A 26,147-nucleotide genomic window follows, 5' to 3' on the forward strand; every position below is an offset into this window, starting at 1 on the left:
CTCGCCGACAGTCTCTGTATCACCCGTGGCGCCCGGCCCCCTCTCGTTGGGTAGTGCTCAGCCCGGGAGGCAAACGCGTGGACGACGACAACACCGACGGTGTCGTGCTGCAGTTCGGTAGCGGTTTCCAGCCCTACCGCCAGTACCTGCTGGAGGGCGCGGCGAAACGCCGGCCGCTGTGGCTGATCGACGACGAACCGGTCGGCTGGCAACAGCCCTACCTGGCCGGCAGCAGCGTCGTCGTTCCCTTGCAGGGATCCGGTCTGGTCCTTGATCACGACGCTCTGCTCGCCGCGGCCGAAGCGGTCGCGCAGACCCACCGGGTCCGCGGCGTCTTCACCTACGACGAACCATCGGTGATCATCACCGCCCTGGTGGCCGACCGGCTCGGGCTCACCGGCCTGACGCCCGCGGGCGCCGAAGGATGCCGCAACAAGGTCAAGAGCCGAGAGGCACTGACCGCTGCCGGACTTCCGCAACCACGGTTCGCGGTAGTCACGACGGCCGAAGCCGCCGCTACCGCGGCCGCGGAGATCGGGTATCCGGTGGTGGTCAAGCCGCGCGGGATGGCGGCCAGCATCGGCGTCGCGCTGGTGAACGGCCCCGACGACATCGCCGCTGCCTTCGAGCGGGCCGACGACTCCAGCCGGAGCGGACCGGTCGCGTACCACGGTGGCGCCCTGATCGAGGAGCTCGTCGACGGGCCGGAGATCAGCGTCGACGGCGCCGTGGTCGACGGCGTCTACACGCCCTTCTGCATCGCGCACAAGCAACTCGGGCCGCCGCCGTACTTCGAGGAGATCGGCCACATCGTCGACGGCAACGACCCGTTGCTGACCGATCCCGAGCTGCGCGAACTCCTCCGCTCGGCCCACGCGGCCCTCGGCGTGCCGTACGGGATCACCCACACCGAGATCCGGTTCAGCTCCCGCGGCCCGACGATCATCGAGGTCAACGGGCGGCTCGGCGGCGACCTGATCCCGTACGTCGGAAAGCTTGCCACCGGCATCGATCCGGGCGCCGTGCTGGTCGACGTGGCCGAAGGCGTCCAGCCCGACCTGACGATGGATCACCGCAGCTGCGTCGGGATCCGGTTCTGCTACCCGCCCGAGGACGCCCGCGTGGTGGAGATCACGGTGCCGGAGCCGGGCGCCGTACCGGGCCTGATCGAGGCGCACCCGATGGTGCCCGCCGGAGCGACCGTACGGCTGCCGCCACGCGCGCACATCGGCCGGCACGCCTACGTCATCTGTACCGCCGACGACCCCGGCACCTGCGCCGACCGGCTGACCGCCGCGGCGGAGCTGGTCGAGCTGAAGTACGAAGCGCTGAACGAGACCGAGTTCTCCGGCCGGCCATGGTGAGCCGAGTCCCGAGCCACAACAACTGGGAGCCCGCATGACAAACCGTGAGGTCGAGTTACTCGCAGTCGGTGGAGGTCCGGCGAACCTGGCCCTGGCCGTCGCGGTCGAGGAGCTCGGGATCGACGGCCTGGCAGAGAACTCGCTGGTGATCGAGCGCGGCCACACGGTCGAGTGGCAGCGCGGTCTGCTGCTGCCGTGGACGAAGAGCCAGGTGGCCTTCGCCAAGGACCTGGTGACGCTGCGGAACCCGCGCAGCAAGTTCACCTTCCTCAACTACCTGCGCAGCGTCGGCCGGCTCGACGACTTCATCAACATGGGCAGCTTCACGCCGTACCGGGTGGAGATCTCCGGCTACCTCAGCTGGGTGGCGCAGTCGCTGCAGAAGGTGAAGTTCGAGCTCGGCTGCGAGTGCACGTCGATCGCGCCGGTCCGGGACGCGTCCGGCACCCTGACCGGCTGGCTGACCAAGCTCGCGGACGGCAGCACTATCTCCAGCCGGTACCTCGTGATCGGCGCCGGTCGCGATGCGTACGTGCCGCCGGTTCTCGCCGGGCTGCCCGCCGACCGGCTGGTGCACAGTACGCAGTACCGGTACCGGATCGCGGAGCTGGCCAAGGACAAGCCGCATCGCGTGGCCGTCATCGGCGCGGCGCAGAGCGCGGCCGAGATGTTCCGGGCGCTGCAGAACGACCTGCCGACCGGCGACGTGAACTGGGTGATGCGGTCGATCGGGCTGCGCGCGTACGACACCAACAAGTTCATCAACGAGCTGTACTACCCGTCGTTCATCGACAAGGTCTGGGACGCGCGGCCGGAGGGCCGCGAGCAGATCCTGCGCGAGATGCACCTGACGAACTACTCCGGCGTCGAGACCGACCTGCTGCAGGACCTCTACACCGGGATGTACCTGGACAAGCTGCACGGCGTCGACCGGCGCCGCCTCATCACGATGACCGACATCACCGGCGCCCGCGAGGAAGGCGACGAGGTCGTCCTCGAGCTGACCGACCGGCGCAGCGACAAGGTCACCGAGTTGCGGCTCGACTACGTCTTCCTCGGCACCGGCTTCGTCCGCGAGATGCCTGCGATGGTTCGCGATCTCAGCGCGGCGATCGGGCTGGACCAGATCGGCGTCACCCGCAAGTACCGGCTGGAGCTGAACGAGGAGTCGGACGCGGCCTGCTACCTGCAGGGGGTGAACGAGGCGACGCACGGTATCGCCGACTCACTGCTCAGCGTGCTCGGCAACCGGGCCGGCGACATCATGAGCGACCTGCTCGCCCGCCGGTCCGGCCAGACCGACGGGTCCGGCCGGACCAACGGGACGCACCGGACCGTGGACGAGCTCGCCGCGGTACCGCTGTCGGCCGACGGCGCGCTGCACAGCTGAACCCTTACACCTGAACAGAGAGGCCGCCATGTCCGCAACAGACAGTTCCCTGCTGCCCAAACCCGGCCGTGGACTGGCGGTCGCCGGCGGTCTCGTCGCCGCTGCCGGCGTCGTGCTCGGCATCGCGTACGCCGTCGGCTGGCTCGATCCGGATCACCATGCAGCCGCGGCCGGTCCGGTCGCACCGGCCGCGGCGTCGCCGGCCCAGCTGATGTGGCGGCTGCTGATCGCGGTCGCCGTCGTCTGCGCGCTGGCGACCGTCTTCGGCAAGCTCGCGAAGATGATCGGCCAGCCGCCGGTGGTCGGCGAGATCATCGCGGGGCTGATCCTGGGCCCGTCGGTGATCGGATCATTGGCGCCCGGGCTGTTCAACGCGATCGTGCCTTCGGCGGTACTGCCGAACCTGAATCTGCTCGCCCAGGCCGGGCTGGCGATCTTCATGTTCACCGTCGGCGCCGAGTTCGGGCGGGACAAGCTCGGCCGGGATCGAGGGGCGATCGCCGGTGCCAGTCTCGCGATCATGGCCGTACCGTTCGCGCTCGGTGTGATCGCGGCGCTGCCGCTGTACTCGACGCTGGCCGGCCCGTCGGTCGGGCGGCTGCCGTTCGTCATCTTCATCGGTACCGCCCTCGCGATCACCGCATTCCCGGTGCTGGCGCGGATCGTGCAGGACTTCGGCCTGGTCGGCACCCGGCTCGGCTCGCTGGCCATGCTGTGCGCGGCCGTCGCCGACGTACTCGCCTGGTGCGCGCTGGCGATCGTGCTCGCGATGATCAAGTCCTCCGACCTCACGACGGCTCTGGTCGCCCTGGTCCTGACCATCCTGGTCGGCGTCGGCTGCGTGTTCGTCCTCAAGCCCGTACTGCGCTGGGCCGCCGATCGGTACGCCGCTGCGCTGCCCACCCCGATCCTGGTGCTCGCTGTTCTCGCGCTGATCCTCGGCCTGGCCGCGGCGACCGACGCGATCGGCGTGCACGCGATCTTCGGCGGCTTCCTGGCCGGGCTGGTGGTACCGAAGGAGATCCTGCCGGTGAAGCAGGTGTCCGAGCAGATCTGCGGGCTGAACCGGGCGCTGCTGGTGCCGGTGTTCTTCGCCTCGATCGGCCTGAAGACCGACGTCAACGCGGCGATCTCGCATCCTCAGGTCCTCGCGGCCGGTGCCTTGCTGCTGGTGGTCGCGGTGGCCGGCAAGTTCCTCGGCGCGACTCCGGTCGCTCGAGCCGGCGGTCTGCCGGTCCGGTCGGCGATCGGGCTCGGCGTACTGATGAACGCCAGAGGCATCACCGAGATCGTCGTGCTGTCCGCCGGCCTCAGCGCCGGGCTGATCAACCAGGGTGCTTTCACGGTGATGGTGATGATGGCGCTGATCACCACGATGATGGCGCTGCCATTGCTCCGGCTGCTCGGATCGTCGCTTCGCGAACCCAGTGCGACCGAACAATCACCCATTGCTGATACGTATGCCAGCGGTGACGCCAAGACCGTCGTTCCGTGACGCCATCACTACGCCTGCGTGACGGCGCCAGTGATCGAATAGTCACCGAAGGCAGCACTGACGACGGCCGCTGGGGGCGCGTGAGGCACAGGTCGCTTCAAAGGTAATGCCGAGTGAGGTTTCATCCAGCCCACAGTTCCCTGCGGGCTGCCTGCTGACGTCCGCCAGCGTCGGCAGGACACACCTGTGCCTTTTTGCCCCCGCCGCCGGTCGCTCATTCTGCGTGAATCAGCGAAAGGACGTGGAACGTGTCGACGATCTCGCCACGCAAAACCGAACGGACGCCCGAGGGAAATCGCCACCACACCGATTCCGGACCTTCGTTGGAGGTCCTCCTCGGCCGGGCCCTGGACTCCGATTGGTCGGCGTGGAAGGAGCTGGAGGGCCGCTACGCCCACCTGCTCACCCACGCGGCCCGCGGCGTCGGTCTCAGCCACAGCGACGCAGCGGATGTCGCCCAACTCACCTGGCTGCGCCTGTGGCAGCACGGACGCCAGATTCGCGACCCCGAGTGCCTGCCGGCCTGGCTGGCCGCGACGGCCCGGCGCGAGGGACTGCGGCTGGCGATCAGCCGGAAGCGGTACCTCCTGTACGCCGACCCGACCGCGGAGCACAGCGACGGCCAGCGGACCGCGGTCCTCGACGTCTACCCGGTCGACGGGGAGTACGAGCCCTCTACGGAACAGGCCCTGCGGCGGCTGCCCGGCCGGTACCAGCGGCTGATCCGCCTGTTGATGTCGGACAGCTGCCCGTCGTACACCGAGATCGCGGAGATGCTGAACCTGCCGATCGGCAGCATCGGCCCGATGCGGATGCGAGCCCTGCAGATGCTCCGCCGGACGCCGGAACTGGCGGGCGCAATGGCCCATTGAGTCAGGCGGCGTGGTCGACGTTCTGTGCCGAAGTCATTGCATTCAGTGGCCGGTCGACTGCATTCTTGGGGCGCCCCGATCGATTGTGAGGAGATCGATGAGAATCCGCCCCAGCTCCGCCCTGCTCGCCACCCTGTCTTCGTTCGTCCTGACCGCCGCGGCCGCCGGTGGTGCCCTCGCGGCGATCCCGCCCGAAGCACCATCGGCCGCTGCCGGTCCGGCCGCCACCGGCCTGGTCGCCGCCCCCTTGGCGACCGACACCGACGGCGACTCGTTGCCCGACACCTGGGAGACCAACGGCTACGACGCCAACGGTGACGGTGTCATCGACGTGAACCTGCCCGCGATGGGCGCGACGGCGAACAAGAAGGACCTGTTCGTCGAGATGGACTACATGAGCGGCCGGCTCGCCACGACGGCCGCCTTCGACCGGATCAAGGCGGTCTTCGCCGCGGCGCCGGTCAGCAACCCCGACGGCAGCACCGGCATCCGGATCCACCTCGACGGCGGGCCGGCGGCCGGTTCGGCGTACAACCTCGGCGGCGGCAACCAGGTGCCGTACGACAGCAACCTGCAGCCCGCCGAGTCGCAGACCGACGCGATCAAGAACGCCAACTTCGCGCCCGCCCGCAAGGCCGTCTTCCACTACATGCTCTGGGCCGACGACTACGACAACACCTGCAGCAGCGGCAACGCGTTCGCCATCCCGAACGACACCTTCATCGTCACGATGGGCCCGAAGTGCAACTGGACCGTCACCGAGAACCGCAACGTGGGCACCTTCATCCACGAACTCGGCCACGACCTCGGCCTGACCCACGGCGGCACCGACCACGTGAACTACAAGCCGAACTACCTCAGCGTGATGAACTACTTCTTCCAGTTCGACGGCGTCCCCCGCACCAGCGGCGCCAACTGGTTCAGCTACTCGAACTTCGCCCCACCCGCCCTGAACGAGAACAGCCTGCGTGAGTCGGTAGGCCTCAACACCACCACCGCCTCCACCTGGAAGACCTACTGGAAGTGCCCCAACGGCACCACCCGCACCTCCGGCGCCGCCAACGCCCCCATCGACTGGAACTGCGACGGCGACACCGCCGACACCGCCGCCACGAGCATCAACGGCGACTCCAGCCGCACCACCCTCACCGCCCAGAACAACTGGGCCAACATCCGCTTCGGCGGCGGCGACGTAGGCGGCGGCAGCCCCCAGTCCAAGACGGCCGCCAGCGAGCTTCGCGAACTGACCCAACAGGAGTACGAAAGCTTCAAGACCCGCTGACCCGAGGAACACTCGGGCTCTGTCGACGGCGCTTGCAACACTTCGGGCTCGCAATGCCAGGGCTCGCGTGGATGCCGGGGTGCTGCTTCGAAGGAACCCTGGATCGCGTCACCGGGCTGCTTGAGTGTCCTAGTCGTGGAGGTGGGTATCAAGGACGCTTCGCGTCCCTTCGGGATCGAACAAGTTCGACCCTTGACACCCACCACCACGACCAGGGAAGGACGCAGCTATCCCGGAGCCGCTGACAAGACCGGCAACAAATGGCAGATTCACCACCAAAGCCCCACCAACCCGCCACGAAACGACCACGGCCAACCCCATCGAGTAGGCCACCACCGAGCCCCGTCCGACCCTTGCCCGACCACCGGCTCGAAACACCCTCCGCCCTCAAACCAGTTGCCCGAGGCACCTAGTGCTCCACCCGAGCATCCCCCGGCAACGGATCCACTCACGTCGAGCACAAAGTCGCCAACCCCGCACCGCCCCGCACGCGCAACCCCCGCCAACCACCCCGACACGCCGAGGGCAAGCGATTACCCACCGAGTTACGCATGCGCCGACGACCGCTAGCTGTCGCTAGCAACCAACTCTGCCCGGCTGGCAGCCGTTCCCCGCAGACCAGACGGCCAGACCACCGACAGCTCAGCGCCCCCGCCACCCCCTTGATCCATTCCTCCGCCGCAACGATCTCGCTCCGCCGCCGTCACCCGCCGACCGAGCGCACCACCCGGACCGCCACGCATACACAACCCCCACCAACCACCCCGACACGCCGAGGGCAAGCGATTACCCACCGAGTTACGCATGCACCGACGACCACTAGTTGCCTCCAGCAACCAACTCTGCCCGGCTGGCAGCCGTTCCCCGCAGACCGGACGGCCAGACCACCGACAGCTCAGCGCTCACCACGGCAACCCCGCGGCCACAGCACCCTTGGCTCAGTACCGCGCAACCACAGCGCCCTCACCACAGCGCCCTCACCACAGCACCGCAACAACCCCGCGGCCCAGCGGCAACACCATGGCGACCGCGGTATGCGGGGAGGCCGGCCTCGGCCGGCGGGTGTCAGTGGTGGGTGAACTTCGGGGGGCGTTTTTCGGTGAAGGCGGTCATGCCTTCGGTGCGGTCGTCGAGGGCGAAGGTGGCGTGGAAGGTGCGGCGTTCGAAGAGGATGCCTTCGGTGAGGGTTGATTCGAAGGAGCGGTTGACGGCTTCCTTGGCTGCGTAGACGGCAGGCAGGGACATTTCGGCGATCTTGTGGGCTACCTCGGCGGCCTCGGCGAGCAGCGAAGCGGCGGGGACGACGCGGGAGACGAGGCCGGCACGTTCGGCCTCGTCGGCGGAGATTGTGCGGCCGGTGAGGATGAGGTCCATGGCCTTCGCCTTGCCGATGGCGCGGGTGAGGCGTTGGGAGCCACCGATGCCGGGGATGACGCCGAGAGTGATCTCCGGCTGCCCGAACTTCGCCGTGTCCGACGCGATCAGGATGTCGCAGATCATCGCCAGCTCACACCCACCACCCAGCGCGTACCCACTCACCGCCGCGATCAACGGCGTACGAACCGCCGCCAGCCGATCCCAGGCCGTGAACCAGTCTGACAGATACATGTCCTGGTACGACTGCGCAGCCATCTCCTTGATGTCGGCGCCGGCCGCAAACGCCCGCTCCGACCCGGTGATCACGATCGCACCCACCGAACGATCGGCATCGAGCGTGGTAGCGGCCTCGACCACCTCCACCATCAGCGCCTCGTTCAGGGCGTTCAGCGCCTTCGGCCGGTTCAGCGTGATCGTCGCGGTCCGCCGGTCGCGGGTGACGATGATGTTCTCGTAGCTGGTCATGAGGCGTCCCGGATCTCGTTGATGATGGCGGAGAAGTCGAGTGCAGAACCGTTGCCAGCGGCAAATTCTTGGTAGAGCGCCGCGGCCAACGCGCCCAGGTTGCTCGCGGCGCCCACCGTCGAAGCCGCCTGGACAGCAAGTCCAAGGTCCTTCGCCATCAACGGAGCAGCAAAACCAGGCTGGTACGACCGGTTGGCCGGACTGGTGGGCACCGGCCCCGGCACCGGGCAGTTGGTCGTCAACGCCCAGCACTGCCCAGAAGCAGTCGACGTCACATCGAACAGCGCCTGATGCGACAGCCCGAGCTTCTCGCCCAGAACGAAAGCCTCGCTGACCCCGATCATCGAGATCCCAAGGATCAGGTTGTTGCAGATCTTCGCCGCCTGCCCAGCCCCTGGATCACCGCAGTGGACGATCCGCCCAGCCATCGGCTCGAGAACCGATCGCACGGCCGCCAGGTCCGCAGCCAGCGCCCCGACCATCAGGGTCAGCGTGCCGGCCGCAGCGCCGACCACCCCTCCGGACACAGGCGCGTCCACCGCGCGATGTCCCGCCGCGACGACCAGCGCGGCAGCCTCCCGGGCATCCGACACCGCGATCGTCGAGCAGTCGACGAACAGCGCTCCCGCAGGCGCCGACGCCAACAGACCCGGCACCTCAGCAGTCCCTTGGTAAAGGTCGAGAACATGCCGGCCACTCGGCAGCATCGTGATCACCACCTCGGCGCCCGCCACCGCCTCAGCAGCAGAAGCGGCCATCAGCACGCCCGCCTCGACGGCGGCAGAGCGAGCCGCGTCCGAAGGATCGAAGCCGGTGACCGCATACCCAGCCTTGACCAGGTTGGCCGCCATCGGCCCACCCATGTTGCCCAGCCCGATGAACCCAACCGTCTTCACGATGCACTCTCCTGACTCAGTCCAAGCTCATCAGCGCCCAGCCCGGCGAAGTACGAAGCAACAACCGACTCAGCCACATCGTCCAGCCGGGCAGGCATCCACTGCGGATTGCGATCCTTGTCGATCACCTGCGCCCGCACGCCCTCGAGGAAGTCGTGCGACCCCTGGAACCGCAACGACAGCCGATACTCCTGATCCAGCGCCTCCCGCAGCGACGACAGGTCCGCCGCCTCCCGCAGCGCCCGCAACGTCACCCGCACCGAAGTCGGCGACTTCGAAGCCAGTACGTCGGCAGTCGACCGAGCCGCCCCCACCTCAGAACCCATCAACCGGGCCAGGATCTTCACCACGTCATCGCCCTCGTACGCCGCATCGATCCACTCACGATCCGCAAGCAACCCAGAAGCCGGAGCCTCCGCAACCACCGCGGCCAAGGCCTCCGCCGGTGCCACGCAAGCAAGCGAAGCGATCAAGCCAGGAAGCCGGTCACTCGGCACGTACCAATCGGCCAGCCCGACAGCGATCGCGTCACCCGCCCGCACCGACCCAGCGGTCAGCGCCAGATGCGTCCCCAGCTCCCCCGGCGCCCGCGACAACAACCAGGTCCCGCCGACGTCAGGGAAGAACCCGATCCCCGTCTCCGGCATCCCGATCTTCGACCGCTCGGTCACGACCCGCACCGAGGCATGCGCCGACAACCCGATCCCGCCACCGAGAACGATCCCGTCCATGACCGCCACGAACGGCTTCGGGTACTCCGCGATCGTCGCATCCAGCCCGTACTCCGCGGCCCAGAACTCCGCCGACGCCGTACCGCCGGCAAGCCCGTCCTGGTAGATCGACACGATGTCGCCCCCAGCGCACAACCCACGCTCGCCACTCCCGGTGAGCACCACCGTCTGCACCGACGGATCGCAAACCCACGAATCTAGCGCAGCCTGAATCAAGTCCACCATCTCGTGCGTCAACGCATTGATCGCCTGAGGCCGATTGAGCACGATGTGCCCCGCCTGCCCGTCCTGGCTGATCAGCACCACCGGCTCACTCATGCCGCCGCCTCGATCAGGGCCCGGCCGACGATCAGTCGCATGATCTCGTTGGTTCCTTCCAGGATCTGGTGGACGCGCAGGTCGCGGACCACCTTCTCGATGCCGTACTCGCTGAGGTACCCATAGCCCCCGTGCAACTGCAAAGCCTTGTTCGCAACAGTGAACGCGGAATCGGTGACGAACCGCTTCGCCATCGCACACACCTTCGCCGCATCAGCCGCCCGGCTGTCGAGCGTCCGCGCCGCGTGATGCAGCAAGCACCGCGAAGCCTCCAACTCGGTCGCCATATCGGCGAGCTGAAACACCAAAGCCTGCTGGCTGATCAACGGCCCACCGAAGGCCGACCGGGACTGCAGATAGCTGGTCGCCTGCTCCAAAGCCCATTGCGCACCACCCAACGAGCAAGCGGCGATGTTCAGCCGCCCACCGTTGAGCCCGCGCATCGCAATGCCGAACCCCTCGCCCTCATCCCCCAGCCGCTGAGAAACAGGCACCCGTACGCCGTCCAGGATGACCTGCCGAGTCGGCTGCGCATGCCACCCCATCTTGCGCTCGTTGGCCCCGAAGGACAGCCCAGCCGCATCGCCCGGCACGATGAAAGCCGTGATCCCCCGCGGCCCCGCATCCCCAGTACGCGCCATCACGACGTACACGCTGGACGACCCGGCCCCGGAGATGAACTGCTTCACCCCATCGAGCACATAGTCGGAGCCGTCGCGCCGAGCAGTCGTGCGCAAAGCACCGGCATCCGAACCAGCCTCGGGCTCGGTGAGGCAGTAGCTCCCAAGCCCTTCCATACTGGCCAGTCCGGGCACCCATTGCTTCCGCTGGTCGTCCGTACCGGCCGAGTCGATCATCGACGTGACCATGTTGTGGATCGACACGTACGCCGCGATGGCGGTGTCCCCGCGTGCCAGCTCCTCGAAGATCGTCACCGCCTCGAGCCGGCCGAGCCCGGACCCGCCGACATCCTCCGCGACACAGATCCCACCCAACCCCAGATCACCCGCACGCCGCAGTACGTCGACCGGAAAGTGCTTGGCCTGATCCCACTCGATCGCGTGCGGGGCCAGCTCGTGCTCGGCGAACTTGCGCACCTCCCGCGCGATCGCCAACAGCTCCTCGTCGTCCGAAGTCATCGGGTCAGCTCATCGTCGGGATGACGAAGCTGGCACCCTCTTTGGCCCCGGACGGCCACCGCGACGTCACCGTCTTGGTCTTGGTGTAGAAGCGGAAGGAGTCCGGCCCGTGCTGGTTGAGGTCGCCGAATCCGGACCGCTTCCAGCCGCCGAAGGTGTGGTACGCGATCGGCACCGGAATCGGTACGTTCACCCCGACCATGCCGACATTGACCCGGGCCGTGAAGTCCCGCGCGGTGTCGCCGTCCCGGGTGAAGATCGAGACACCGTTGCCGTAGGCATGCTCACTCGGCAACCGCAGCGCCTCCTCATAGGTCTCGGCGCGCGCGATCACGAGCACCGGCCCGAAGATCTCCTCGTCGTAGATCCGCATGCCGGGAACGACCTTGTCGAACAGCGTCGGCCCGAGGAAGAAGCCCGACTCATGGCCGGCCAGCACGAAGTCGCGACCGTCCACCAGCAGCTCCGCGCCCTCTTCGACCCCGGCCCCGATGTAGTCGATCACCCGCTGCCGCGCCTCGGCGGTGACCAGCGGTCCGTAGTCGGCCTCTTCATCCAGGCTGTGCCCAACGGTCAGCCCCGCGATCCGCTCCTGAAGCTTCGAGACGAGCGCGTCGGCCGTCTCCGCGCCGACCGGCACCGCGACCGAGATCGCCATGCACCGCTCGCCGGCCGAACCGTACCCAGCGCCGATCAGCGCATCGGCGACGTCATCGAGATCAGCGTCAGGCATCACGATCAGGTGGTTCTTGGCGCCACCGAAGCACTGAGCCCGCTTGCCGTTCGCGGCCGCCGACTCGTAGATGTACTGCGCGATCGGCGTCGACCCGACGAAGCCGACAGCCCGGACCCGCTCGTCCTCCAGCAGCGTGTCGACCGCTTCCTTGTCGCCGTTGACGACGTTGAACACGCCGGCCGGCAACCCGGCCTCGAGGAACAACTCCGCGATCCGCAACGGCACCGAGGGATCCCGCTCGGACGGCTTGAGAATGAACGCGTTGCCCGCGGCCAGCGCCGGCCCGGCCTTCCACAGCGGAATCATCGCCGGGAAGTTGAACGGAGTGATCCCCGCGACCACGCCAAGCGGCTGCCGCATCGAGTAGACGTCGATCCCGGTCCCGGCGCCGGTCGTGTACTCACCCTTGAGCAGGTGCGGACCCCCGGCGGCGAACTCGATCACCTCCAGCCCACGCTGGATGTCACCCTTCGCATCAGCAACGGTCTTGCCGTGCTCACTCGACAGCAGACGAGCCAGCGACTCCATATCCCGATTGACCAGGTCGAGGAAGCGCAGCAGCACCCGAGCCCGCCGCTGTGGGTTCCACGCCGCCCACTCGAGCTGAGCTCGCTCGGCGTCATCGATCGCCGCGACGACCTCTGCCTTGCTCGCCAACGGCACTCGCGCCTGCACCCCGCCGGTGTTCGGATCGAAGACGTCGGCGAACCGCCCCGAGGTCCCCGCCCGATGCTGCCCGGCCACGAAATGGCTCAACTCGTTGCTCAACGTCTCACTCCCGGACATCGCGACTGCGATGGGCAGCCTCACCAGATACTAGGAAGCCCGACTATATACATGGACGTCCTACTAAATCTCCGTGATCTACCCCACCGCCGACCACCGAGCGGCACCCCGTGCCGGAGTGCGACGATGGCGGGAGGCTGAGCACGGGGAGAGCGATGCTGGAGGTTCGGGTACTGGGGCCCGTCGAGGTGACCGCCGCCGGCGTGCCGCTGATGCTGGCGGGAACGCTGGAGCGGGCACTGCTCGTCCGGCTCGCCCTGGCCGGCGGCCGGAGTGTGTCCGACGATCAACTCGTCCGCGATCTGTGGGGCGACGCCGAGCTGGCCCGTCCCGTCCAGCGCCTCCGAGTGCTCGCCTCGCGGCTCCGGTCCAGCCTCGGCCCGCACGCCGAGCTGTTGCAGCGATCACCGGCCGGCTTCTCCCTCGCGGCCAGCGCGCTCGACCTGGAGCTCGCAACCAAGGCCACCGAACGGATGTACCGAGCCCGTACGGCGGGCGATCGCAAAGCCGCCGACCTAGCCGCCACCGAAGCACTCCAGCAATGGCGCGGCCCCGCGCTGACCGGCCTTCGCACTGTCCCGTACGCCGCCAAAGACGCCGAACACCTCGACGCGGAACACCTCGAACTCCAGCTGGCCCTGCTCGAATCCGAAGTCGACCGCCACTCCCCCACCGCCGGCGCCGAACTGGACCGGCTGGCTCGCCAGAACCCACTCCACGAACGCCTGATCGGCCTGCTCGCCCGCTCCCTGTACTTCGACGGCCGCCGCGCCGACGCCCTCAACGCGCTGGCTCAGTTGAAGGAACGGCTCGCCGACCAACTCGGCATCGACCCCACCCCGGCCACCATCGATCTCGAACTGAAACTCCTCCGGCACGATCCAGCCCCACAGCCGCCGGCAACACCGCGAGCGGTTCCCGTCCGCGCCCCCGAGGCGGGCAGCGTCTTCGTGGGCCGAGCCGACGAGTTGCGCACATTGGCGGCCGAGTTGGCCCACCCCGGCCTCGTCACCGTGCTCGGCGGCCCCGGCGTCGGCAAGACCCGGCTCGCCCAAGAAGTTGCCCTCAGCACCCAATCCACCGGCCGCCAGGTCGGCTGGCTCGACCTCGCTCCGCTGCGCTCACCAGCCTCGGTGAACGGCGCACTGGAGGCCGCGATCGGGCTCGACAGCCGCCCCGGCGATCCCATCGCTCACTGCGCCGAAGCGCTCGACGGCAGCCTGCTCGTCATCGACAACGCCGAACACCTCATCGACGAGGTCGCCAAGCTGGTCGCCGAACTGCTCCGTACCGCCCCAGCGCTCTCGATCCTCGTCACCTCGCAACGCCCGCTCCACATCAGCGGCGAAGAGCTCCACCACCTCCACGCACTACCCGCCGACGCCGCAGTCGCCCTCTTCTGCGCCCGCGCCGGCGCACTACCAGGCCCTGAAGCCGAGGCGATCTGTACTGCGGTCGACCGCCTCCCCCTCGGCATCGAACTGGCTGCCGGCCTCACCAGAACCCTCACCATCACCCAGATCGCGAAGCGGATCAACGACCGCCTGAGACTCCTCATCGGCGGCCCTCGCGACAACGGCCGCCGCCACACCAGCCTGCAATCGGCGCTCGACTGGAGCCATGACCTGCTCGACCCCACCAGCCGGATCGTCCTGCGCAGGCTGGCCGTGTTCCCCGGTGGCTGCACTCTCGAAGCGGCCGAAGCCGTGATCCCCGGTGACGACCTCCACGCTGCCGACATCGTCCCCGTGCTCACCGAGCTCGTCGACCGATCGCTGGTGACGGTACGTTCCGCGGCCGGCGTACGACGCTTCGGCCTGCTCGAAACCGTCCGCGACTACGCCACCAACCGGCTCCGCGAGTCGGGCGACGAACCCGTCGTACGGGAGCTGCAGATCGCGTGGTGCCGGCAACTCGCCACGACGGCTGACACCGGTGGCGATCCCGGGTCCAAGGAGCTGATCGCCGTCGTGAACGAGGAGGAGCCGAACCTCCGGTCCGCGATCGACTGGTGTCTGGGCGACGGCGGCCGGCCCGAGGCGGTACTCGGCCTCGTCTCGCCGCTGTGGTGGCACTGGCGGATGCGCGGATCATTGCCCCAGGCACGTATCTGGCTCCGCACCGGACTCGCCCACACCGGCCCGGAACCGACCACCGACCAGGCCGTCGGACTTCGTGTACTGGCCTCGGTCGCCCGGCACAGCGGCGACCTCGACGAAGCCCTCGACTGCGGCGAACGGGCGCTCACCGCGTTCCACGCGCTCGGCGACAGCGGCGGGCTCATCCTCACCTTGTACGGCCTCTGCCTCACCAGCATCGGCCTGGAGAGGTACACCGACGCCATCGACTACGGCGAGGACGGTTGCCATCTGGCCGCGGCCGTCAACGACCAGACCATGCTGGCCGGCCTGCTGGACAACCTCGGCATCGCGCTGCGCTGCCTCGGGCGGCTCGACGAGGCCGAGGCCAAGATCCTCGAGGCCCTGCGGATCCAGCCCAACGACGAGTTCGCGGTCGCTGCCGAGACCGAGCACCTGGCCCTGATCGCCGCCCTCCGCGGCGACCCGGTCCGCGCCCGCCAACTCAGCCTCCAGGCCCTTCGCTACTTCCGCGATCGCGAGCTGGTCGAGGCGCAGGTCGGCATCCTCGAATCCATCGCCTGCCTCGAGGTCGCCGACCACCCGATCGCCGCGCTCCGGATGCTCACCGTCGCCGCCCACCATCGGGAGATCCTCGGTACGCCCGGCTACGTCCCCGACCGGATCGCCGAGCGAACGGCCGCACTCACGGCCGCCCGCAAGGCACTCGGCACGGACGCGGTCCTGATCGAACGTACTGCCCGGGACCTGCCCCTCAAGCAGCTTGTCGACGGGCTCCTCGCACCCGCCGAGTGACGAGCACGAGCCCGGCCACAACCACGACGAGCAGCAACACGACGACCCACGGAATCGTCCACGCATGCGCGGTGGTCCGAACGGCGGCGAAGGTCGCGGTCGAGCCGGCCGCGTCCGTCACCAGGGGCAGCAGCTCGACAGCTCCGGTCAGCCGTCCGGCCGGCGTCACGCCCTTGACCGGAACGGACACCTTCCACGTCTCGCCGGGCAGCAACTGAGGCGAGTCGGCGATGGCACCCGACTGCGATTCCAGCCGGCCGAACGGCCCTGAGACCGAGGCGGTCTGGCGGGCCGCGGCGATCGTGTTGCCGGTGTTGCGGATCTCGTAGGCGACCGTCGCGTCGCCGTTTCCGGCGTACTTCACCTTCAGGTCTTCGACCGACAGGCTCGGCTCGAGCTGTCCGCTGACCCGCAACCGGATCCGGATGGCGAGCCGTCGCTCCACGTCTTTCTGGGTCAGCGACGTGATGACGCCACCGAGGTGGTCGCCTGGTCGCGCATCGGCCGGTACCTCGATCCTGAACGGCACCTCGACCGACTTGCCCGGCAAAATCCTTACCTGCTTGCGATCCGCGTGCACCCAGGTGCCGAGGTCCTTCGAGTCCGAGCCGCGAAGATCCAGCTCACCAGTCGAGGTCGTGAACGCATCACCCGCGTAGACCGCGAGGTCGAGCGGCGCCTTGCCACGGTTCAGTACGACAAAGGCGTCCTGTACCTGACCGCCGGCCGCCACGGTGTAGCTGTAGTTCGCGCGGCTGGAGCCATAGCTGTTGGACGCCGTCTTCACCTGCCAGGGCGCGCTGTCGTCCGCCGCGGCGGTGCCCGCTCCCAGAACAACAGCACCGACAGCGAGCAACAGGACGCCGGGCAACCGAAACATGTCTCTCCAAAAGGGGTGGAAGGGTGGACGCCCCGAAGGACGCCCACCCCCGCGAGGATCAGCTCACCGAGGTGAGGGTGACCTTCTCCTGACCGTCCTGCGTGGTGGTCTTGCTCTCGGTCCAGTTCACGCCGTCAGCGGCCGCGGCACGGACGCCACGGTCGTTGTACGGGTAGTACCGGACCCGGTCGATCACGGAGCCGACCGGCTGGGCCGGGCCGGCACCGCTGTCCGGACCGCACCAGGCGACGCGGCCGAGCTCGACCGCGGCGTTCGGGGCGGCACAGGTACCGCTGCGGATCTCCTCGACCGTGAGCTTGTCGTCGCGTACGTCGACCTTCACGTACGTCCGGACGTGCTCCTGGTTCTCGACCGAGTTGGCCCAGTGGTTCTTCGGGTTCAACGGGTCCGGACCGTAGTTCGGGTCCTTGGAGGTGTCGGGTGCCGTCAGGTCGTAGTACTTCGAACCCGACGCCGAGTTCGCCGTCACGTAGATGACGCCGCCCGGGCCCTGCTCCACCTTGGTGGCGCCCGGCTGCTCGGCCGGGTTCGCCTTCTTGCCGTTCTTGATCACGTAGCTACGCGAGTAGCTGTGGTCGTGACCCTGCAGCACCAGGTCGACACCGAGGTTCGAGAAGGCCGTCGGGAAGTCCAGCCGGCGCAACTGGTTGTCGGTGTCGTTGGCGTGATCAGCCGGCGAGTAGATCGAGTGGTGGTACACGAGCACCGTGTACTTCGCACCCGCGCCCTGCGCCTGGATCACCTTGCTGACGTAGTCGATGTGCGCCGCGTCGGCGTTGTTGGCGTAGGCGTTGCTGTTCAGGTCGATGAACAGCACGTCCTTGTACTTGTACCAGTAGTCGCCGCCGGATTCGGACTTGGCGTCACCGCGGTAGAACGGCGCCGAACGGTCGGTGTTCGGAGTCCAGAAGTGCTGCTCGTACGCCTTGCCGCCGACGTCGTGGTTGCCGATGGTGGCCGCCCACGGGTACTGCCGCAGCTTGTCGGAACCCAGGAAGGCGTCCCACTGCGGCTCGTTGTTGGCGCTCTCGACCTGGTCGCCACCGGAGACCAGGAGCTCGGCGCCCGGGTTCGCGGTGAGCGCGACGTTCAGTGTGTCGGCCCAGCCGGCACCGTCGCGCGCGACGTCCCCGGACGACCCGATCTGCGGGTCGCCGAAGAACAGGAAGCTGTAGTCGCCGGTGAACTCGCGGGTCTTGAACGAGTACGTCGGAGACCACATGCCGCCGTTGCCGACGTGGTACGAGTACGAGGTGTTCTTGCGCAACCCGTCGAGGGTCGCGTGCCCGTTGAAACCGCCGTTCACGGTGTTGGCCGCGACGGTGGCCGGGAAGCTGATGGTCGCACTCGCCGGGAACTTGCCCTTGACGATCTTCGCCGTCTCGGCGAGCTGCACGACCTGCGCCGCGTCGGTCGTGGCGTACCAGCTCACGACGCGCTGGGACTCGGACGCGCCGACTCCCAAGATGATGCGGGTGGGCGCCGGGGCATCAGCGGCCTGCGCCGTGCCCAGGCCGGCACCGAACGCCACCGAGGCGCCGATGGCGGCCACTGCCACCCATTTGATGAGCTTCATCGATTGTCCATCCCCTACGGAGGTGATGCTGTGAAAAGTGCGCTCCGAGCGTCTTCCCGGTCGGTAGAATCCAGGTGAACACGGGTTCACCACTCGACTGCACGCCACGCAACAGTCGAGGGCGCGTCACATCCCGGTCACTCGCTGTACGAACCAGAACAGCCCGGCCGCCGAGACGCCCGCGGCGATCGTGCCGGTCACCCAGAGCGCGGCGATCGGAGCACGGTGACGGAGCAGCGCGAGCAGGGGGAAGGTCAGCGCGATCAGCGACAGCTGGACGACCTCGATGCCGATGTTGAAGACGAGCAGCGACCAGAGCAGCTGCCACGACCAGGCCTCGTCGATGCCGAGCGCTCCGGCGAAACCGAGTCCGTGCACGAGCCCGAAGCAGAACACGACCCCCAGCCGGGTCCAGCCCGCCCGGTCCAGGCCGAGGTGACTGCGGCTGTTCACCTCGATGTCGGTGGCGGTCCGGCCGCGGCGCCAGAGCCGCCACAGATGCCAGCCCGCGACAACCGCGATCGACAAGGCGATGACGGGCTCGACGAAGGACGCGGTCACGTGGACGAGACCGAGCGCGGCCAGTACGAAGGTCACCGAGTGCGCGATCGTGAAGGTCGTCGCGGCGAGCACTATCTCGCGCAATCGGCGGGACCCGGCGATCAGCGCCAGCAGGAACAGGATGTGGTCCAGCCCGGTCAGCAGGTGCTCGGCACCGAGCCGGAAGAACTCCCAGAACCTTTGCCCTGTTGACTGTTGGGTCGAGAGCACCGGGTGCTGGTCGTCGAGGGCGCTGCTGCCCGTCTTCAGGTCGAGGTGGTACGTGACGATGGTTTTGGTGCCTTTGACGTAGCCCTCGGCCTCGGGGAACAGTCCGCTGCGGATCTCGTGGGCGGCGGCTTGGGGGCATTGGAAGTCGAGTACCAGGACGACGTACGGGACGCCCTCTCGTTGCTCCATGGTGAAGTCGCCGTCGCGCTTCGCAGTACAGGCCTGGCCGTCGGCGGTGACTGTGAAGCGTTCAGTCGCGTAGCTGACGACCGAGTCGGCGTGCCTCGTGAGGGCGGCGGCCTGTTGGGTGGAGTCGCCGGAGTCGAACGCGGCGGTGCCGTCCTTGAAGAGCGGGTCGTCCTTGCCCGCATCGGCGGCGGAGACGACGAGCAGGTCGTACTCGAGTCCGAGCTGGGCGCGCACCTGCTCCCTGGCCGGCGACGTGAGGTCGGCGTACACGGTCGAACTGAAGCCGTGCGCTTCCGCCACCGGCGCGGTCCCCAGTACTACGGCGACCGCGGCCGCGGTCACTGCGAGGACCTTCTTGATACCTGACATGGAGCGCACGCTCCACCTGGTGAGTGAACGATCGGCTGCCCGCAGACGAACAAGTGCCGACCACCAGAAGTATCGGCGAACCATGAGGTAGAAAGAGCTGATCCCCTGCTGACGAAGGACGTTTCCGTGCGCCTGCTCCAAGCCGTTGGTACGACGGCCGCGATCGCCGTACTCGCCACGGGCTGTGCATCGGCCGACGACTGGTCGCAACCGCGCGCGGCCGCGCCGACCCCGATCGGCGCCCTCGGCGCCGGCTTCGTACCGACCGTGAAACCGTCGCCCGAGGCAACGATCACGCCGCGGCCCGGCTCGTGGGACGGCGTCCATCCGCCGCAGGACTACCGTGTCGTCCTGCTCACCGCCGGTGACGCTCCGCAGACGAAGACGCTGGTGACGGCGGTCGAGGACTGGGCGACGCAGGAACACGTCAGTCTCAAGACAGTCAAGGCTTCGGACGACTACATCGCGGGGATCGGCGAGGCCATGGACCTACACCCGGACCTGATCGTGGCTGCCGGCAACAATCTCGTCGACCCGCTGGCGATGGTCACTCCGAATCACCTGGACCAGCAGTTCCTGGTGGTCGGTGCGGAACTGGCCGAGCCGACCGGCAACGTCACCGCCGCCGACTGGATCGGAGCGTCCTTCCGCGGCGAGGGTCTAGGCGCCTCCTCCAGCTACGACCCCAGCAGCTTCACCCCGGCCCGCGCGGCCTCAGCCATCCGCGCGGGCGCCGCCAGTGTCCTCACCGGCCATACCGGAATCGTGCTCTGGTTGGCGTAGAGCTTGGCGTTTGACTCCGAAGAGCATCGAGACTCCGGGGAGGGTGGACAGCAGCCAGGCCAGGAGGGCGGAGAGCAGGAACGCGGTCGGCATCAGTACGGCGTACTTGGTCGCGATGCCCGCGTTCCAGCCGACGACGTAGTACGCGATCAGCAGGATCACCGGTTGGTGGATCAGGAAGAACGGCATCGCCGCCCGCGCGATCGGCACCGGCAGCGGTCGCTGGAACGCGGACGCCCGCAGCCCGAAGCCCAGAACGGCGACGAGCCAGCCCCAGACGGCGAGGGTGATCAGGGTGAAGTACCAGACGTACGGCCAGGAGTAGCCCGGGTCGTCCCACCAGGCATCGAGGAAGTCCATGATCCCGGTGACCAGACCGACGAGGAACGCCCCGAGGCCGAGGGCCAGCCCGTAGACCGCGTTGCTTCGGACCGCCGGGATCAAGCGATCGTCCGAGAGCACCAGGAAGCCGACGACGAAGAAGTCGAAGAAGAAGACGAACTCGCCCCAGCCGTGGTCGGGACCGGGAGCGGCCTGGAAGAGCAGATGCACCGGCACGAGCGGCACCGCGAGAAGCAGGATCCTCCCGGGCCGCTCACAACGCACGGCGATCCAATCGACCAGCCGCCGGCCCTGGGGACCGCGCAACCACAGGAAGATCGGCAACCCGAGCAGGGCGAACTGCAACAGGTAGACGAGGAACCAGAGGTGGTACGTATCGCGCAACCAGAGCGGCGGATCACCGCGCAGGTCGCTGAAGAACGTCTTCGCGTCGCCCAGGAACGAATCGTGAGACCGGCCCTTGTGGTGCTCCTCGATGAAGTACTGCGGTGGGGACAGCAGCACGTACGCGACGATCAGCGGTACCAGCAACCGGAGCAGCCGCTCCCGCAGGAAGCCCGTCGCAGTTCGCCACCGCAACGCCAGCCACGCGGCCGCCCCCGAGATCATGAAGAAGAACGCCAGCCCCCACAGCCCGAGGAACGCGATCGCGACCGAGATCCCCCCGCTGGTCTGGGCGTTCTTCACATGCCAGTCACCGTCGTCGAACGGCCGCAACGTGTGGAACACGAACACCCCGCCCACGGCCAGCACCCGCAACCAGTCCAGGAACCACAACCGCCCCTCGTCCGCCATCCCGCAAGGATCCTGCCTACCACCCCACCCGCGCCACCTCCCGTAAGATGACCGGTCATGGCGACCAACGCGGAGCGCACCGCGTCGCGGCGCCGGGAGATCCTGGCCGCGGCATCGGCGATGTTCGCCACCAAGGGATTTCGGAACTCCTCCCTGCAGGAGGTCGCGGCCGCGGCCGGGATCACGCCGGCCGGCTTGCTGCACCACTTCGGCAGCAAGGACCAGTTGCTGACCGAGTTGCTCGCGCATCGCGACGCGTCGGAGATCGCCGAGGTCAACGACCCCGAGCGACCGCACGGTACGGCCTTCCTCGAGCACCTCGCCGACACCGCCGACCGCAACAGTGAGCGACGCGGGCTGACCCAGCTGTACGTCGTGCTCTCGGCCGACGGGGTGACCGACGAGCACCCGGCGCAGGACTACTTCCGGTCCCGGTACGACGGGTTGCGGTCGATGATCGCCGACGAGATCCGGCTGGCCCAGGCCGCCGGTGACGTGGCCGGCGACAAGAATCCGCAGGAGCTCGCGACGCTGATCATCGCGGTGATGGACGGGCTGCAGATCCAGTGGCTGTACAACCCCGAAGCGGTCGACATGGGCGGCCTCGTGCGCAAGCTGATCGGCGCCCTGACTTAGCCCATGGATGTTACGAGCTCTTGACGGCAGCGAAAAACCTACCGAACATTCAGTAGGTAAATCCCGGTTCGCTCCACCGAGGAGTTCAGATGAGGCTTCGCGCCGTCCCGCTCGCGTTGTTCGCCCTTCTCCTGCCGCTCGCGCCGGCCACCGCGGCACCGCCCGACAGCTGGGGTCGCTGCACCCCGGCCCTGGCCGACGGCACTCAGACGATCCAGGTGCGCTTCGGCGATACGGCGTACCCGGTCCGCGTGCATGTGCCGCCCACCACCACGAGGGGGCCGCTGCCGATCGTGCTGAATCTGCACTTCAGCAACGGGAACGCCGACCAGCAGGCGGCGTACTCCGGGCTCGAGCCAGTCGGCGACCGCGAAGGTTTCGTCACCGTCGAGCCCAACGGCAACCTGCCTGCCGCGACGCCCAACCCGAATCAGATCTGGTTCTGGAACGTGCCCGGCGTCCCCACCACCGCCGGCGCCTATCCCCCGCCGGATGCCCGGGACGACATCGCCTACCTGACCAAGGTCATCGACGACGTCACCCGCCTCGCCTGTGGGGACTCCACCCGCGTGTACGTCGCCGGCCACTCCGGTGGCGCCCGGATGGCATCCGCCTACGCCTGCGCCCGTCCGGACAAGGTCGCCGCGCTCGCCGCCAGCGCCGGTCTGCGTGCCGGCCGCCCCTCCCCCACGGACCCGATGTTCCCGGAGGTACAGACCTGTACTCCGAACCGCCCCGTCCCCGTCATCACCTTCCACGGCGACGCCGACACCACGAACCCGTACCAGGGCAGGCCGACCGACCTGCGCTGGGGCTATCCGACTCCCATGGCTGTCCAGTCCTGGGCCCAAATCGACGGCTGCACGAGCGGGCCGACCGTCGTCGCGGTCTCACCACACGTGAACCGCCTGACCTACGACGGCTGCGCCCGCGGTGCCCAGGTGGTTCTCTACAAGGTTGCCGGAGGCACCCATAGCTGGCCCGGGAGCGCCGCCGACTCGGGTGCAACCAAGGAGATCGACGCCTCCACCCTGATCTGGCACTTCTTCCAATCCCATCGCCGTCTCTGAGGAGTTGAACCTGTCATGGGCCTCATGAACTCATTCTCGGGAGCCGGCCTGAGCCAGGGCCGGCCGCCGGAGCAGTAGGGTGATGGGCAGGATCGTGGTGGTCATGGCGAGGAGGGTTGCCCCGCCTAGCACTGCGATCCAGCCCAGGGCTGGTACGTAGGGCAGGGCGCCGCCGGTTACTGCACGGACGACTGTGGTCAGGGTGACGGCTGCGATTGTTCCGCCGATCACGACGGCCACTCCGAGGAGGCCGGCTTGTTCGGCGTTGACCATTCGCTTGACCTGGCGGGTGGTGACGCCGGTGAGGCGGAGGACTGCTACCTCGCGGCGGCGGGCCAGGGCGGCCATGATCATGGTGTTGGCGGCGGCCAGGGCGGCGTACGCGATCATCACGCCGATCAGGAGCTTGTTGAGCCAGGCGCTGATCGCCAGGTCCTTCGCGGTCTGCACGGTGAGCTGGCTGACCGGGATCAGGGTTGCGCTCTCCGGCAATGCGGTCGGTTTGCTTCCCGAAGTACGGAGCAGTACTTCGTCGGGGGCCTGGCCGACGGTCGCGCGGTCGAGGATGAAGTCGCCGAAGCCTAGGCCGCGGGAGTAGATCGCGGTGATCTTCAGGTGCTTCGGTGTTCCGTCGGCGAGCCAGATGTCGGCGGTGTCGCCGAGCTTCCAGTTCTGGGAGGATGCGCGGACCTGGGAGACCGCGACGCCGCCGGGTGTCAGTTCGCCTTCCTTGATCTGGAGGTCGGTCGTCTTCAGGGAGTTGGCAAGGTCCATCGCCTGGGCGGGGACGACTTCTGCGTCCTGCATGACCTTCACGATGACCGACGTACGGCGGACGCCCGTCGCAGCCTCTACGCCGGGCACCTTGCTCAGGCGCTCCGCCGCGTCGTCCGGTAATCCCTTGGGCGAGACCACGGCGTACTGCGCGAGGGTGCCGGCCTGTACCTGCTGGACGGTCTGCCGCTCGAGGTTGTCCTGGAGGAACCAGACGGAGCCGCCGAAGCCGACCGAGAGGACCAGGGCGGTCAGTACGGTCGCCATGCCTCGCGCGTTCGCCGCCAGGTTCCTGGTGGCGAGGTAGCCGCTGTTGCCCCAGACCGCTCGGAGGAGCGGGCTGAGCAGTTTGGCGGCGCGGCTGTTGATCCAGGGTGCGAGCAGGGCTACGGCGAGGACCAGGAGGTACAGCATGCTGACCGCACCGCCGAGGGCCGCCTGGCCGCCGCCCATCACTGCGAAGGCGCTGGACGAGAGGGCTCCGACAAGCGCCGCCAGGCCAAAGCCGAGTCTGACCTTGCCACTGCGGGTTGGCTCGACTGCTGCGTCGGCCAGTGCCTCGGCGGGGCGGATCGCGGAGATCCTCCTCGACGCGAGGAGAGCTGCGACAACGGCGAGCACCACGATGAGGAGCGCCGCCGCCGGCGCGGCCAGAACTCCAATGCTCATGGGGAAATCAGCTGGTACGAAGCCTCTGCCGATCAGCTGGTCGCCCATCCAGCGGCTTGCCAGCAGTCCGGTGGGGATGCCGATCACCGAGCCGATGCCGCCGAGGATCGCGGCCTCGCCCATCAACATCCGGCGGAGCTGCCACGGCGTCGCACCAGTTGCCCTCAGCAACGCGAGCTCACGCCGCCGCCCCCGGATCGACAGTCCGATCGTGCCGGCCACCACGAAGACGATCAGCATCACGACGTACCCGCCGAAGGCGGCACCAACCTGGATCAACAGGTCCCGGGCCGCCGCGAGGTCTGGCCGCTCGACGATTCCCTTCGCGTTGCCGGCATATGCCTTGGCCGACTCCGCCGCCGCAAGCTTCTCCACCGCGGCCTTGACAGCTCCTCGGTCCGCACCGGCTTCCTCGGTGACAGCAATGACCTCGACCCGGCCAGGCGGGGTTTTGGCGCTGGTCGGCGGGTCTGCGACTGCTTCGGCGACTCCGGGGAGCTGGCGGAGTTGGTCGACCAGGGTGGCGGGCATCGTGCCGGGTTCGGGGAGGCGGGTTGTGGTGGTGTAGGTGTCGCCGCCGAATTCCTTGCCGGTGAAGGTGATGTCGCGCTTGGCGACGACCAGGTCGGCGGCGCCGTGGAGCTGCGGCTTGGGCTGGTGACGGAGGCCGGACTCGACCAGTGCGCCGGTACCGGTCATCACCATCACACCGGCGGCTAGAGCGATCAGGGTGGCGAGGACCGTACCCGGTCGATGGCGGAGGAGACGCCCGGCGAGCCCGATCATCGCCGTACTCCCGTGTCAGACATGATGCGACCGTCGGCGAGTACCAGCACGCGATCGGCGTACGAGGCCGCCGTCTGATCGTGCGTGACCATGATGATCGTCTGCCCCTGCTCGTCGACGATCGACCTCAACAGGCCGAGGACATCGGCCGCGGTGTGGCTGTCGAGGGCTCCCGTCGGCTCGTCCGCGAAGACCACCGTCGGACGCATCGCCAGTGCCCGCGCGATGGCAACCCGCTGCTGCTGTCCACCCGACAACTCGGCCGGCCGATGGTGCAGCCGCTCTCTGACGCCGACGCGCTCGACAACCTCGTCCAGCCACCTGCGATCCACCGGTACTCCGGACAGCCGCAGCGGAAGCATGATGTTCTCCTCCACGGTCAAAGCACCCACCAGGTTGAAGTTCTGGAAGACGAACCCGATCTCGCTCCGCCGCAACCGCGTGAGCTTCGCCTCCGACAACCGCGACAACTCCTTGTCGCCGACCCAGACACGTCCGGAGGTCGGCCGATCCAACCCGGCGGCAGTCTGGAGCAGGGTGCTCTTGCCGGACCCGGACGGGCCCATCACGGCCGTGAACGTACCGCGGGCGAACGCAGCGTCGACGTTGTCGAGCGCCGCGACCCGCTGCTCCCCCGCCGCGTAGATCCGGCTGAGCTGCTCCACCCGCACAGCCGCCGTGCCATCGTCCGGGGCCGTTCGTCGGTTCACTGCGAGGTCGGTTTCGGTGATCACTGAGGTC

General features: G+C 68.2%; 20 protein-coding genes. 9 read left to right on the plus strand and 11 right to left on the minus strand.

The features are described from left to right. The first annotated feature begins 77 nt into the window (after nt 1–77). The 5 genes from ABD116_RS07300 to ABD116_RS07320 all read left to right on the plus strand — a co-directional run bounded on the left by ABD116_RS07300 (nt 78) and on the right by ABD116_RS07320 (nt 6,403). The gene (locus ABD116_RS07300) at nt 78–1,364 is read left to right on the plus strand and encodes an ATP-grasp domain-containing protein (RefSeq protein WP_343966191.1); all 1,287 of its coding nucleotides are present in this window, start codon (nt 78–80) and stop codon (nt 1,362–1,364) included. A 34-nt stretch (nt 1,365–1,398) separates the two neighbouring features. Continuing rightward, complete coding sequence (locus ABD116_RS07305; protein ID WP_343966193.1) at nt 1,399–2,754, plus strand: SidA/IucD/PvdA family monooxygenase; 1,356 nt, start codon at nt 1,399–1,401, stop codon at nt 2,752–2,754. A gap of 28 nt (nt 2,755–2,782) precedes the next feature. Beyond that, nucleotides 2,783–4,249, plus strand: a complete 1,467-nt coding sequence (locus tag ABD116_RS07310; protein ID WP_343966195.1) for a cation:proton antiporter — start codon at nt 2,783–2,785, stop codon at nt 4,247–4,249. Between the two features lie 248 nt (nt 4,250–4,497). Continuing rightward, a complete protein-coding gene (locus ABD116_RS07315) occupies nt 4,498–5,121 on the plus strand; it encodes an RNA polymerase sigma factor (RefSeq protein WP_343966197.1) in 624 nt (207 codons plus the stop codon). Nucleotides 5,122–5,218: 97 nt separating this feature from the next. After that, nucleotides 5,219–6,403: a hypothetical protein gene (locus tag ABD116_RS07320; protein ID WP_343966199.1), complete on the plus strand. Its 1,185-nt coding sequence runs from the start codon at nt 5,219–5,221 to the stop codon at nt 6,401–6,403. Nucleotides 6,404–7,468: 1,065 nt separating this feature from the next. On the opposite strand, the gene ABD116_RS07325 is transcribed toward ABD116_RS07320, so the two are convergent. Genes ABD116_RS07325 through ABD116_RS07345 form a run of 5 tightly spaced genes read right to left on the minus strand, consistent with a single transcriptional unit; the run spans nt 7,469 to nt 12,875 of the window. Next, a complete protein-coding gene (locus ABD116_RS07325; protein ID WP_343966201.1) occupies nt 7,469–8,245 on the minus strand; it encodes an enoyl-CoA hydratase in 777 nt (258 codons plus the stop codon). Further along, a complete protein-coding gene (gene mmsB, locus ABD116_RS07330) occupies nt 8,242–9,141 on the minus strand; it encodes a 3-hydroxyisobutyrate dehydrogenase (protein ID WP_343966203.1) in 900 nt (299 codons plus the stop codon). The genes ABD116_RS07325 and mmsB overlap by 4 nt, the downstream gene beginning before the upstream one ends. Further along, nucleotides 9,138–10,190, minus strand: a complete 1,053-nt coding sequence (locus ABD116_RS07335; protein WP_343966205.1) for an enoyl-CoA hydratase/isomerase family protein — start codon at nt 10,188–10,190, stop codon at nt 9,138–9,140. The genes mmsB and ABD116_RS07335 overlap by 4 nt, the downstream gene beginning before the upstream one ends. Beyond that, the gene (locus ABD116_RS07340) at nt 10,187–11,329 is read right to left on the minus strand and encodes an acyl-CoA dehydrogenase family protein (protein ID WP_343966207.1); all 1,143 of its coding nucleotides are present in this window, start codon (nt 11,327–11,329) and stop codon (nt 10,187–10,189) included. The genes ABD116_RS07335 and ABD116_RS07340 overlap by 4 nt, the downstream gene beginning before the upstream one ends. A 4-nt stretch (nt 11,330–11,333) precedes the next feature. Further along, nucleotides 11,334–12,875, minus strand: a complete 1,542-nt coding sequence (locus ABD116_RS07345) for a CoA-acylating methylmalonate-semialdehyde dehydrogenase (RefSeq protein WP_425552056.1) — start codon at nt 12,873–12,875, stop codon at nt 11,334–11,336. Nucleotides 12,876–13,006: 131 nt separating this feature from the next. On the opposite strand from ABD116_RS07345, the gene ABD116_RS07350 reads away from it, so the two are divergent. Next, nucleotides 13,007–15,745: an AfsR/SARP family transcriptional regulator gene (locus ABD116_RS07350; RefSeq protein WP_343966209.1), complete on the plus strand. Its 2,739-nt coding sequence runs from the start codon at nt 13,007–13,009 to the stop codon at nt 15,743–15,745. Here the strand turns inward: ABD116_RS07350 and ABD116_RS07355 are convergent. The 3 genes from ABD116_RS07355 to ABD116_RS07365 all read right to left on the minus strand — a co-directional run bounded on the left by ABD116_RS07355 (nt 15,705) and on the right by ABD116_RS07365 (nt 19,551). Then, complete coding sequence (locus ABD116_RS07355) at nt 15,705–16,625, minus strand: COG1470 family protein (protein ID WP_343966212.1); 921 nt, start codon at nt 16,623–16,625, stop codon at nt 15,705–15,707. The genes ABD116_RS07350 and ABD116_RS07355 overlap by 41 nt on opposite strands. Nucleotides 16,626–16,683: 58 nt before the next feature. After that, the gene (locus ABD116_RS07360) at nt 16,684–18,222 is read right to left on the minus strand and encodes a purple acid phosphatase family protein (RefSeq protein ID WP_343966214.1); all 1,539 of its coding nucleotides are present in this window, start codon (nt 18,220–18,222) and stop codon (nt 16,684–16,686) included. A 126-nt stretch (nt 18,223–18,348) separates the two neighbouring features. Continuing rightward, nucleotides 18,349–19,551: a HupE/UreJ family protein gene (locus tag ABD116_RS07365; RefSeq protein WP_343966217.1), complete on the minus strand. Its 1,203-nt coding sequence runs from the start codon at nt 19,549–19,551 to the stop codon at nt 18,349–18,351. Between the two features lie 126 nt (nt 19,552–19,677). On the opposite strand from ABD116_RS07365, the gene ABD116_RS07370 reads away from it, so the two are divergent. After that, the gene (locus ABD116_RS07370) at nt 19,678–20,334 is read left to right on the plus strand and encodes a type 1 periplasmic-binding domain-containing protein (RefSeq protein ID WP_343966219.1); all 657 of its coding nucleotides are present in this window, start codon (nt 19,678–19,680) and stop codon (nt 20,332–20,334) included. Here the strand turns inward: ABD116_RS07370 and ABD116_RS07375 are convergent. After that, nucleotides 20,266–21,471: an acyltransferase family protein gene (locus tag ABD116_RS07375; RefSeq protein WP_343966220.1), complete on the minus strand. Its 1,206-nt coding sequence runs from the start codon at nt 21,469–21,471 to the stop codon at nt 20,266–20,268. The two genes, ABD116_RS07370 and ABD116_RS07375, sit on opposite strands and share 69 nt — an antisense overlap. A 57-nt stretch (nt 21,472–21,528) precedes the next feature. On the opposite strand from ABD116_RS07375, the gene ABD116_RS07380 reads away from it, so the two are divergent. Next, complete coding sequence (locus tag ABD116_RS07380; RefSeq protein ID WP_343966222.1) at nt 21,529–22,107, plus strand: TetR/AcrR family transcriptional regulator; 579 nt, start codon at nt 21,529–21,531, stop codon at nt 22,105–22,107. An 89-nt stretch (nt 22,108–22,196) separates the two neighbouring features. Then, entirely contained in the window at nt 22,197–23,177 is a 981-nt protein-coding gene (locus tag ABD116_RS07385) for a CE1 family esterase (RefSeq protein ID WP_343966224.1), read from the plus strand. Nucleotides 23,178–23,207: 30 nt separating this feature from the next. Here ABD116_RS07385 and ABD116_RS07390 read toward each other — a convergent pair whose 3' ends face one another. Together ABD116_RS07390 and ABD116_RS07395 are read right to left on the minus strand one after the other, a co-directional pair. Continuing rightward, nucleotides 23,208–25,406, minus strand: coding sequence for an ABC transporter permease (locus ABD116_RS07390; RefSeq protein WP_343966225.1), 2,199 nt, complete (start codon nt 25,404–25,406; stop codon nt 23,208–23,210). After that, entirely contained in the window at nt 25,403–26,140 is a 738-nt protein-coding gene (locus tag ABD116_RS07395) for an ABC transporter ATP-binding protein (protein ID WP_425552065.1), read from the minus strand. Before ABD116_RS07395 ends, ABD116_RS07390 begins: the two co-directional genes overlap by 4 nt. Nucleotides 26,141–26,147: the final 7 nt, after the last annotated feature.

This window comes from Kribbella koreensis (assembly GCF_039525325.1).
GTDB lineage: Bacteria > Actinomycetota > Actinomycetes > Propionibacteriales > Kribbellaceae > Kribbella > Kribbella koreensis.

Bases quoted from the DNA above. Each gene is read 5' to 3' on its own strand.
- ABD116_RS07360 (WP_343966214.1), bottom strand. From the start codon at position 18,222: ATGAAGCTCATCAAATGGGTGGCAGTGGCCGCCATCGGCGCCTCGGTG.
- ABD116_RS07385 (WP_343966224.1), top strand. From the start codon at position 22,197: ATGAGGCTTCGCGCCGTCCCGCTCGCGTTGTTCGCCCTTCTCCTGCCG.
- ABD116_RS07320 (WP_343966199.1), top strand. From the start codon at position 5,219: ATGAGAATCCGCCCCAGCTCCGCCCTGCTCGCCACCCTGTCTTCGTTC.
- ABD116_RS07380 (WP_343966222.1), top strand. From the start codon at position 21,529: ATGGCGACCAACGCGGAGCGCACCGCGTCGCGGCGCCGGGAGATCCTG.
- ABD116_RS07325 (WP_343966201.1), bottom strand. From the start codon at position 8,245: ATGACCAGCTACGAGAACATCATCGTCACCCGCGACCGGCGGACCGCG.
- ABD116_RS07305 (WP_343966193.1), top strand. From the start codon at position 1,399: ATGACAAACCGTGAGGTCGAGTTACTCGCAGTCGGTGGAGGTCCGGCG.
- ABD116_RS07340 (WP_343966207.1), bottom strand. From the start codon at position 11,329: ATGACTTCGGACGACGAGGAGCTGTTGGCGATCGCGCGGGAGGTGCGC.
- ABD116_RS07390 (WP_343966225.1), bottom strand. From the start codon at position 25,406: ATGATCGGGCTCGCCGGGCGTCTCCTCCGCCATCGACCGGGTACGGTC.
- ABD116_RS07365 (WP_343966217.1), bottom strand. From the start codon at position 19,551: ATGTCAGGTATCAAGAAGGTCCTCGCAGTGACCGCGGCCGCGGTCGCC.
- ABD116_RS07375 (WP_343966220.1), bottom strand. From the start codon at position 21,471: ATGGCGGACGAGGGGCGGTTGTGGTTCCTGGACTGGTTGCGGGTGCTG.
- ABD116_RS07310 (WP_343966195.1), top strand. From the start codon at position 2,783: ATGTCCGCAACAGACAGTTCCCTGCTGCCCAAACCCGGCCGTGGACTG.
- ABD116_RS07335 (WP_343966205.1), bottom strand. From the start codon at position 10,190: ATGAGTGAGCCGGTGGTGCTGATCAGCCAGGACGGGCAGGCGGGGCAC.
- ABD116_RS07350 (WP_343966209.1), top strand. From the start codon at position 13,007: ATGCTGGAGGTTCGGGTACTGGGGCCCGTCGAGGTGACCGCCGCCGGC.
- ABD116_RS07355 (WP_343966212.1), bottom strand. From the start codon at position 16,625: ATGTTTCGGTTGCCCGGCGTCCTGTTGCTCGCTGTCGGTGCTGTTGTT.